Source organism: Waltera sp., assembly GCF_046969025.1.
GTDB classification, from domain to species: domain Bacteria; phylum Bacillota; class Clostridia; order Lachnospirales; family Lachnospiraceae; genus Acetatifactor; species Acetatifactor acetigignens.
In genome coordinates this window covers 172,419-181,520 of sequence record NZ_JBKVQF010000005.1, presented here as the reverse complement: position 1 = coordinate 181,520, position 9,102 = coordinate 172,419, and the positions used below count along the sequence as shown (strand labels likewise).

At 44.2% G+C, this 9,102-nt stretch carries 12 protein-coding genes; 7 read left to right on the top strand and 5 right to left on the bottom strand.

All coding sequences use genetic code 11. The annotated features are described in order from the left end of the window. Positions 1–53 precede the first annotated feature (53 nt). Positions 54–836 (top strand): transcriptional regulator, encoded by a 783-nt coding sequence (locus tag ACLTOH_RS04310; RefSeq protein WP_412223458.1) that lies wholly within the window; start codon positions 54–56, stop codon positions 834–836. Positions 837–878: 42 nt separating this feature from the next. Here the strand turns inward: ACLTOH_RS04310 and ACLTOH_RS04305 are convergent, their stop codons facing one another. From ACLTOH_RS04305 to ACLTOH_RS04285, 5 genes are all read right to left on the bottom strand, one after another. Further along, on the bottom strand, positions 879–1,574 hold the full coding sequence (locus ACLTOH_RS04305) for a TMEM165/GDT1 family protein (protein ID WP_118539755.1): 696 nt from the start codon (positions 1,572–1,574) through the stop codon (positions 879–881). Between the two features lie 15 nt (positions 1,575–1,589). Beyond that, a complete protein-coding gene (locus tag ACLTOH_RS04300; protein WP_412223455.1) occupies positions 1,590–2,591 on the bottom strand; it encodes a calcium/sodium antiporter in 1,002 nt (333 codons plus the stop codon). A gap of 317 nt (positions 2,592–2,908) precedes the next feature. Further along, complete coding sequence (locus tag ACLTOH_RS04295) at positions 2,909–3,817, bottom strand: redoxin domain-containing protein (RefSeq protein ID WP_412223454.1); 909 nt, start codon at positions 3,815–3,817, stop codon at positions 2,909–2,911. A 33-nt stretch (positions 3,818–3,850) separates the two neighbouring features. Continuing rightward, positions 3,851–4,714, bottom strand: a complete 864-nt coding sequence (locus tag ACLTOH_RS04290) for a 4Fe-4S binding protein (protein WP_412223452.1) — start codon at positions 4,712–4,714, stop codon at positions 3,851–3,853. After that, positions 4,707–4,847, bottom strand: coding sequence for a CD1871A family CXXC motif-containing protein (locus ACLTOH_RS04285; RefSeq protein ID WP_117465104.1), 141 nt, complete (start codon positions 4,845–4,847; stop codon positions 4,707–4,709). The genes ACLTOH_RS04290 and ACLTOH_RS04285 overlap by 8 nt, the downstream gene beginning before the upstream one ends. Positions 4,848–4,947: 100 nt before the next feature. On the opposite strand from ACLTOH_RS04285, the gene ACLTOH_RS04280 reads away from it, so the two are divergent. From ACLTOH_RS04280 to ACLTOH_RS04255, 6 genes are read left to right on the top strand one after another with little or no spacing between them, the layout of a single operon-like run. Then, on the top strand, positions 4,948–5,628 hold the full coding sequence (locus tag ACLTOH_RS04280) for a response regulator transcription factor (RefSeq protein ID WP_022154558.1): 681 nt from the start codon (positions 4,948–4,950) through the stop codon (positions 5,626–5,628). Further along, on the top strand, positions 5,625–6,767 hold the full coding sequence (locus ACLTOH_RS04275; RefSeq protein WP_178016208.1) for an ATP-binding protein: 1,143 nt from the start codon (positions 5,625–5,627) through the stop codon (positions 6,765–6,767). Before ACLTOH_RS04280 ends, ACLTOH_RS04275 begins: the two co-directional genes overlap by 4 nt. Positions 6,768–6,797: 30 nt before the next feature. Continuing rightward, a complete protein-coding gene (locus tag ACLTOH_RS04270; protein WP_412222541.1) occupies positions 6,798–7,232 on the top strand; it encodes a GNAT family N-acetyltransferase in 435 nt (144 codons plus the stop codon). A 52-nt stretch (positions 7,233–7,284) separates the two neighbouring features. Further along, positions 7,285–7,905 (top strand): 5' nucleotidase, NT5C type, encoded by a 621-nt coding sequence (locus tag ACLTOH_RS04265; protein WP_412222540.1) that lies wholly within the window; start codon positions 7,285–7,287, stop codon positions 7,903–7,905. Then, positions 7,902–8,426 (top strand): hypothetical protein, encoded by a 525-nt coding sequence (locus ACLTOH_RS04260; RefSeq protein WP_412222539.1) that lies wholly within the window; start codon positions 7,902–7,904, stop codon positions 8,424–8,426. Before ACLTOH_RS04265 ends, ACLTOH_RS04260 begins: the two co-directional genes overlap by 4 nt. A 47-nt stretch (positions 8,427–8,473) precedes the next feature. After that, positions 8,474–9,100: an esterase gene (locus ACLTOH_RS04255; RefSeq protein WP_412223450.1), complete on the top strand. Its 627-nt coding sequence runs from the start codon at positions 8,474–8,476 to the stop codon at positions 9,098–9,100. Positions 9,101–9,102 lie beyond the last annotated feature (2 nt).

Sequence of the window (9,102 nt, the reverse complement as noted above, 5' to 3'; positions counted from 1 at the left end):
TCGACTGACCTTTCTTTTTTACCCAACAATATCTTTAATTAAGGGAGACGGGCGTGTGTCTGCCGGATGTATCCGTCTATTCGGAACTCTGCCAGATCCTCGGTATCAGCATCAATGAATTCCTGGCAGGAGAAGATATTGTCCGGGAAAATATTGCCAAAAAATCGGAAGAAAATATTATCGGGCTGGCAACGGACAGTAAGCAGAAGCAAAAACGATTGAAATACATTATAGATATTCTGCTTGTCACGGCGGCGATTGTTGTTTTGACGGTCGGAATCATGATATTCCGGAAAAATATGCCACAGAACTTTATCGTTCCGGTGGACAAGGACAGTATTGAAATGAAAACGGCGGAAATGCTGTCAGGCGTAGACGGTGCCTTTATGTATAAATACACGGCAACGAATGAATTTAAAACTCTATATATTCATATTTGGCAATACCGGGAAGGAAAGCTGGTAGACAGACAAAGGGCAGGGCTTTCGTATGAAGGAATGGATTCACCGCAGAATGGAACGATTATTATTGTACCGCAGTTTAAGGATCGTACCGTGAAAATTATTATTGCAGATGATGAATCGCAGGGAGATATGCTAATCCCAATCCTGGAGGATGTTCCGGAAGGAGAGCACTATGGATATGGAAGAGCTGCAACGGAAATTCAGGAGAAAACAGATATTGTCTATGATGAACAGCAGCCGCTTCTTGCGCTGATCTATGATAATGACGAAGCGAGAACTTTTGATTTTGGTTATATTGTGAACGACCAGCTGGATACCCTTGAAATGGATGATTATGTGTACTATTTTTCTTTTGAGTTCCGAACGGAATAGATAAATAAACCCCATTCCGTGAAAACAGAATGGGGTTCGTTTTTAGTTTGCTGCTTTTGCCTTTTTCTCTCTCTTTAAAAACAGGTACACACAGATACCGGCAAAAGCAATCGTTGCAGCGATCAGTATCGGCAATACCGGGATGGAACGGACATCTGTATTGATGAGCTTCAGTCCCTGATACAGTGTGAAGATGCCGAATACAGAGAAGATGGTGAAGGCTAGAGTATTGAGCAACCCTTCCGGTGTCTTGCTCTTTAACAGATAGCCTAAAAGCATTCCCAGGATATCTGCTAAAAACAGTCCCAGAGAACAGCCAATCCATACGATCAGTGCGGAACTCATACCTTCATTGGCGCCGAAGGTGATGGCGGTAAGCTGTGTCTTATCTCCAAGCTCGGCTACGAAAAAGGTACAGAAAACTGCAAGCGGTGCGAACCGGATCCTGGATTTGCCGCTGCCTTCCTCTTCCTCATCATTGCTGCCTGCATGTGTTGATGCGGCAAAATACAGAAATGCAAGTGCAGCAATGATCTTGATGAGCCAGCCGGGAATGAATTCGCTGACGAGCCCGCCGGCGAGGACAGCCAGACCGTTCAGTACCAGGATTGCGGCAGCGGTTCCCAGTATAATATCTCTTAATTTGTATTTTGAAGTAAGGGCGATCAGCATAAGCTGTGTCTTGTCGCCCATCTCAGCGATGAATTCCGTGAGAAATACTTTAAAAAACAATATCATTTGTATATCCCTCATTTATCTGATTATAATATAAATTGCATATACTGCATAAAGTGCAACCATACAGAAGCCTTCGACTCTTCCGATTTTCTTTTTGCTTCCTGCGAAGATCCATACACATACAGTAAATGCGATCAGTACACACAGATCAATGATGTTTTCCGTAATGATGCTGATAGGACTGATGGCGGAAGCGATACCCAGTACCATCAGGATGTTAAATACGTTGGAACCGATGGCGTTACCCAGTGCCATATCGACTTCATTTTTTCTGGCTGCAACGATGGAAGTCACAAGCTCCGGAAGAGATGTACCGATGGAAACGATGGTAAGTCCGATCAGCGTCTGCGTCATTCCAAGGTCGCTTGCGATTCTGGATGCAGCATCGACAGTGAGATCCCCACCGAAGGCGATCGCAGCAGCACCGCCGACAATGAAAACAATGCTGAGCGGTACGGAGATCAGCTTGATCTCTTCATCGGAACTGCCCTCAATCTCTACTTTTTTTCCTTCTTTATTTGCCTTTAAGGCAATTCTGATCATGTAGAAGATATATCCGGCAAAAAGACCTATGAATATTACACCATCGAAATGTCCCAGTGTCATGTTGGCCTGATCACCAAGTCCCATGGTCCCCAAAAGCAGTAAAAGACCGGCGCAGATCAGGGAAAGGGGGATATCTCTCCGGATAGTTTCCCGCGCAACCTCTACGGTGGCGATCATTGCACATACGCCGATCACGACCATCAGATTAAAGATATTGGAACCGACGACATTACTGACCGCAAGCTCATTGTTGCCTGTGATAGAAGCCGATACACTGACCGCTGTCTCGGGGAGAGAGGTTCCCATTGCTACGATGGTAAGACCGATGATGATGGACGGAACATGCAGTCTCTTCGCTACACTGGAGCTTCCTTCTACGAAAAAGTCCGCACCTTTAATCAGCAGTACAAAACCGATTACAAGGAATACAAGAACAAGGGCAAACGGGGCATTGTTAATAAGTTTCTCCATGTTTTTCTCCTTTGCGTGATCCATTATAGTGTTGTCAGCCGAAGGCTGTGCGATGATAAGTATCGACAGAGATGAAAAAGACTCATGTATATCAATTATCTGCCAGTGTGTATTATACACAGACCGTTAATAGATATACATGAGTCTCATTATTTAAGATTTGCCAGATTATACTCTAAAATTATAATCAGAATGTTGACAAATCACACCTTCGCGCTAACTACTCCCTCATGGAATATTCATTTCTTGATAAATAATATCAAAATCAATTGCCGGTGTCAACAGGTGAATGAAGAATTCGTAGGGAGTGTTTTGCATTATTGGTTTGCGCTGTCTGCATCAATTACCGATTGAATCTGCTGCATCAGAGAGTCGTAGTTATCCTGGTTATCAATTCCCCCAAGGATCGGATCCCCTACAATATTGCCATTTCTATCGACAAGTATGGTTGTAGGAAAAGCCATAATATCAGAGGCATATTTACCCGCATCGGAAGCAGAGTCAATGGAAATATTGCGGTACTTTGCACCCTGGCTTTCAAGAACGGCGGCAGCTTCCTTCATGGCAGCTTCATTGCCGTCGAAGGTTTCGGTATTGATGCCGATGACTTCGCCGCCCATTGCTTTGAGCGTATTGTTTAATTCGTTCAGCATAGACAACTCAGCAACACAGGGCTTACAGCCGGTAAACCAGAAATTGACAACGGTTACTGCATTGCCGGAAAACAGACTTTCATCGACAGAATTACCATCAAAATCCTGACCGGAGAAATTCCGGAAGGGAGAGGCATCTTCGGAATTGTTTCCCGGAGCAGTATGATCGGCTGCGGCAGTTCCCTGTTCCAGTTCTGCGATCTGTTCTTCGATTTTCCGTATGGTTTCCATATCATCCGTAAGCGTTTTCAATTCATCCTCTGTAAAGGAGTCCTTGTTTGCTTCGACGGTATCAGCCAGATAATCAGCATAATTTTTGCTGGGATCAGCACCACTTTTGCTCATCATGCCGAATACCTTGTTCCATACAGCCTCATGATCTGCAAAAATCTGGTTCTCCTGCTGATACAGATCATCCAGTGAAGTGTTGGAGCTGTCTGTGGATACTGTGCCGGTTTCCGTCAGAGACTCATTGGTTTTGTCTGTGCCGGCAGCATCCGTTGCGCCGCAGGCTGTAAGCAATAAAGCTATGCACAGTGTTAAAATAGTAAGGAATTTTTTGTTTGTTTTCATGGTTAAATTCTCCTTTAAGTAATAGTAATATGATTATTTTCCCATAAACCGGTAGTGGATCGCATCCGTGGGACAAGCCTTGATGCAGGCACCGCACCGTATGCATTCCGGATGGTCTGGATGCCTGCACACATCCACATCCATTTTACATACCTTTGAACATCGACCACAACCGATACATTTGCTGTCCTCCACCTTAATATTAAGAAGGCTGACCTTATTAAACAGCGAGTAGATCGCACCAAGAGGACAGATCCATTTACAGAAGGGTCTGTAAAATAAAATGCTTAACACGATAACTGTGATCAAAATAAAGCATTTCCAAGTAAAGAGTTTTCCAAGTGCGGACCGTATGGCTGCATTGCCCAGGGAAAGCGGGATAGCTCCCTCCAGAACGCCCTGTGGACAAATATATTTACAGAAGAAGGGGTCGCCCATTCCTATAGAGTTCGTTACGAGCAGCGGCAGAAGGATAACGAAAACGATAAGAATCATATATTTCAGATATCTTAGCGGCTTCAGTCTGGCTGTGGAAAATTTTTTCCCTGGGATTTTATGAAGTAAATCCTGAAACCATCCAAACGGACACAAAAAACCACATATAAATCTTCCAAGTGTCACACCCAGTAAAATAAAAAATCCCGTGACGTAATATGAAAATTTAAATCGGGAGGATCCGATCACCGCCTGAAATGCGCCAATGGGGCATGCTCCCGTGGCAGCAGGACAGGAATAACAGTTTAATCCCGGTACACATACGGTCTTAGCGTTTCCCTGATATATTTTGCCCTTAAAAAAATTAGGGATGTGAATGTTAGTAAGCAGTGTGGCAGCAGCCTGTATCCATCCGCGTATCCCGGCTACCTGCCCTGACAATGATTTTTTTCTCTTATCCAATTCCGACACACTCCAGACATAATTTTATTGCTTTACCAAGCACGACAGCAGCTTCGCCTCTGACTGCACCGTAGCCGATCATAGTGATCCCGGTGACGAGCAGAACGATCTGAGATATTTTCCTGCACTTCAAGTTATTGTTACTCCTTTCGATCGTGGTATTTATTGACCAGTTGACTTCTCTATTATACAATAATTGTTGTAAAATCTTTGTTAAGGGCGGGGAAGGAATTTTGAGATTATTCATTGTTGAGGATGAAAAAGAAATATGTGATACGGTTGCGAAAAGTCTGTATGACGCAGGATATGAGGTAGATACCTGCTATGATGGGGAAGAAGCTCTTGCAGGTATCCTGACGGAGAACTATGATCTGGTCGTTCTTGATCTGAATCTGCCCGGTATGGATGGGATGGAGATCCTGAAAGAACTCAGGCAGGAAAATGAGGAGACGAAGGTTCTTATATTATCTGCAAGAGGGCAGATAGCGGATAAGGTTGAGGCACTGGATGCAGGGGCGAATGATTATATGGAAAAACCATTTCATTTACAGGAGCTTGAGGCACGCATCAGAAGCCTGACCAGAAGGAAGTTTGTACAGAAGGATGTATGTCTGGAAAGCGGGGAGATAAAGTTCGATACCGTAAGGCGTGAGGCTTATGCAAAAGGAGAAATGGTATCCCTGACAAGAAAAGAAAATGGTATTCTGGAATATCTGCTTCTGAACATGGGCAGACCGGTAAGTCAGGAGGAATTGATGGAGCATGTCTGGGATGCATCTGTGGATAGCTTTAGCGGAGCGATCAGAGTACACATGTCTTCCCTTAGAAAAAAGCTTAAGGCTGTGCTGGGATATGATCCGATTCTGAACAAGGTGGGAGAAGGGTATAAAATACGAGAGGAGTCCGATAGATGAAAAAAATGTCGCTGCAATGGAGACTTACCTGCATCATTACATTATATATAGCGGTGATATGTGGATGCGTGACGATGCTCGTCTATAAAAACGGTGTATATTATATGGATTCCCTGCAAGAGGCTGTGGATACACGGGGAGATGATCAGCCGGACGATGCGGAGGAAATATATATCAGCATTCCGGAGGACAAATGGGATGAGTTCGCCAATGACTTTTCTGTCCAGGTGTATAATAATAAGGCGGATTACAGGAAAAACAGCCTGATCATTTCAGCAGTATTGGCTCTTCTGGGTGGAGTGGCTACCTATTTTATAAGTGGGCATGCACTCAGACCGATCAGAGAGCTTTCTGACAAGATCGAAAAGGTGCAGGCGCAAAATCTGGCAGATTCACGGATAGAAGAAAACCAGGTGAAGGAACTGAACCAGCTTAGCGTTTCGTATAACCGTATGCTGGAACGCCTCTCGGATGCATTTGAGATACAGAGACAATTTACTGCAAATGCAGCCCATGAGCTTCGTACGCCATTAGCCCTGATGCAGGTACAGCTTGATCTGTATCATTCCAACAGTCATCCGGACAATGATGCAGACACGGTACAGATGATAAAGATGGTTACCGAACAGAACGACAGACTCAACAAAATGGTAAAGACACTTCTCGATATGAGTGAGCTTCAGACGGTAGGACGGGATGATGAAATTATCTTAGATGCTCTGGTGGATGAGGTATTGGAGGATCTGGAACCTCTTGCAGAGGGAAAAAATATAAGACTGATCGGAAAATGTAAGGATATAACGATGGTCGGAAGTGACATCCTTATTTACCGGCTGGTATACAATCTTGTTGAGAATGCCATAAAATATAATCATTCGGGCGGGCAGGTCACAGTAACCGCAGACCGGAAGGAAAAACATGTGTATCTGTCAGTGGAGGATACGGGAACCGGAATCCCTGAGGAACTTAAGGAGCGCGTGTTCGAACCGTTTTTCCGGGTGGATAAATCCAGAAGCCGGGAGCTTGGTGGAGTAGGGCTGGGACTTGCCCTGGTCCGTGAAATTGTAAGAGTGCATGATGGCAGTATTACAGTGAAGTCCAATCCATCCGGAGGGACGATCTTCGAGGTGGTTTTGTAAATTGTAGTAGAACAGGGTGTTTGAAGAAGTATGATCAGAGTATTACAAAAAGCAGATATCGAACGAGTTGTTGATATATGGTTAGATACCAACTTAAAAGCACACTATTTTATTCCGGGTCAATATTGTTTTTCCAATATTGATTTAGTGAAAGAAATGTTGCCACAGGCAGAGGTCTATGTGTATGAGAATGACTGCCAGATAGAAGGTTTTATAGGGTTAAACGATGAATATATGGAAGGTATTTTTGTCCGTGATGAAATGCAGTCGCAGGGTATAGGTAAGCTCCTGTTGAATTTTGTAAAAGAAAAGAAGACGAAATTATACTTAAATGTTTACCAAAAGAATACACGTGCAATTCACTTTTATCAAAGAGAAGGTTTTGAAATCCAACGAGAAGGATTGGATGAAGTTACCGGGGAAAAAGACTATGTAATGGTATGGCAGCGTGGAAATTCTTTGTAAAAAGAGCAGGGAGCTGATAGAAACTGCCGGGGTTATTCGGAGAAGAGAAGCAATGAAAATCTACATAGATTTTGACGATGTACTATGTGAAACCGCAGAATATTTTACGAAAATTGCAAAAGAATTGTTCGGCATTGATGTCCCTTACCGGCAGGTTCAATTTTTCAATTTGCAGAAATCCTTTGACCTGAATGATGCACAGTATGAAGTCTTAATGAAGGCGGGGCATTTACCGGAAAATTTGTTGCATTATGAGGAGACGCCGGGGGCTTCCGAGGTAATTAATAAGTGGGTGGATCAGGGACACGAGGTTTTTATCATTACCGGAAGGCCGTTCAATTCCTATGAACCATCGAGGCAATGGCTTGATGAACATCATTTGGAAAGAGTTCCCTTGTTCTGCGTAGACAAATACGGGCGCGAAACAGCGAAACAGGATTATAGATATAATATGACATTGGCGGAACTTTACAACATGACCTTTAATTTTGCGGTAGAGGATTCTCCGGCGGCATTTGAGCATGTAATGCATTTTGACAACTGCAGGATAGCCGTGTTCGACCGGCCATGGAACAGCCGGGCAGAGCTTCCCAATGACAGATTTGTGAGATGTGAGGACTGGCAGGAAATTGACCGGGCATTTGAAATTGAAAAAACGGAGAATGACCTATGATAAATTTTTTAAAGGCAGCGCCTGTCGTGTTCCTGACCGGAACCATTGTAACGGGTATTTTATATCAAAAAACTCTTTTAGGAATCTGGCTGACGATTGCCATTACCTGTGGAACCACGGCTTATCATTTTATCATGCGATGGGTGGTAGCATTTATCTACAATTCTATCATGCATAACAGGGCAGATTACAGAAAACACTGGTATCAGGTAAGTAAATCCGAAATGAAATTATATGAAAAGCTGCGTGTGAAAAAATGGAAGAATTGTATGCCTACCTATAATCCCAGCCTGTTTGATCCGAGACAACACACCTGGGAGGAAATAGCGCAGGTCACATGTCAGGCGGAACTGGGGCATGAGACGATCGTAGTGCTCAGCTTTGTACCGATTCTGGCAGGCCATTGGCTGGGTGGATATCCGGCATTTATCATTACATCGATCCTTGCGGCCGTGTTTGATATGATGTTTGTGATCATGCAGCGATATAACAGGCAAAGGATTCTGAAACTGATAAAATAGAATGGATACTTGATAGAAAAGGATATTTGATAGAGAAAGAGGACGGCATGACTAAATATAAGTATGGGAATCCGGAGGCTCCCATTGTTTTGATCCAGTCCGTGGGAGATCATGATCTGACGGAAATAGAGGGCGAAGTGGCACAGATCCGGAAACTGACAGCATTGGATTTTCAAATGATTGCGGTGAAAGTGGATGACTGGAACCTCGATCTGTCTCCGTGGAGATCACCGGCGGTGTTCGGAAAAGAGGACTTTGGCGGGGGCGCAGCCTCGTTGTTAGAAGAAATTTTGCGGTTATGTCCGGATGAAGGTAAAACCTATTATCTTGGAGGATATTCACTTGCAGGGCTGTTTTCTCTGTGGGCATCTTATCAGACGGACCGGTTTGCGGGGATAGCGGCGGCATCGCCCTCGGTATGGTTTCCCGGGTTTCTGTCTTATATGAAGGAGCATGAGAATCAGAGCCAGGCAGTTTACTTAAGCCTGGGGGACAAAGAGGAAAAGACGAAAAATCCTGTTATGGCTACTGTAGGTGACTGTATCCGGGAGGCTCATGCGTGGCTGCAACAGTGTGGGATCCGCAGTACGCTGGAATGGAATCCGGGGAATCATTTCAGAGATCCTGGGCTGCGGACCGCGAAGGCATTTGCCTGGGTAATGAAAAACTCATAAAT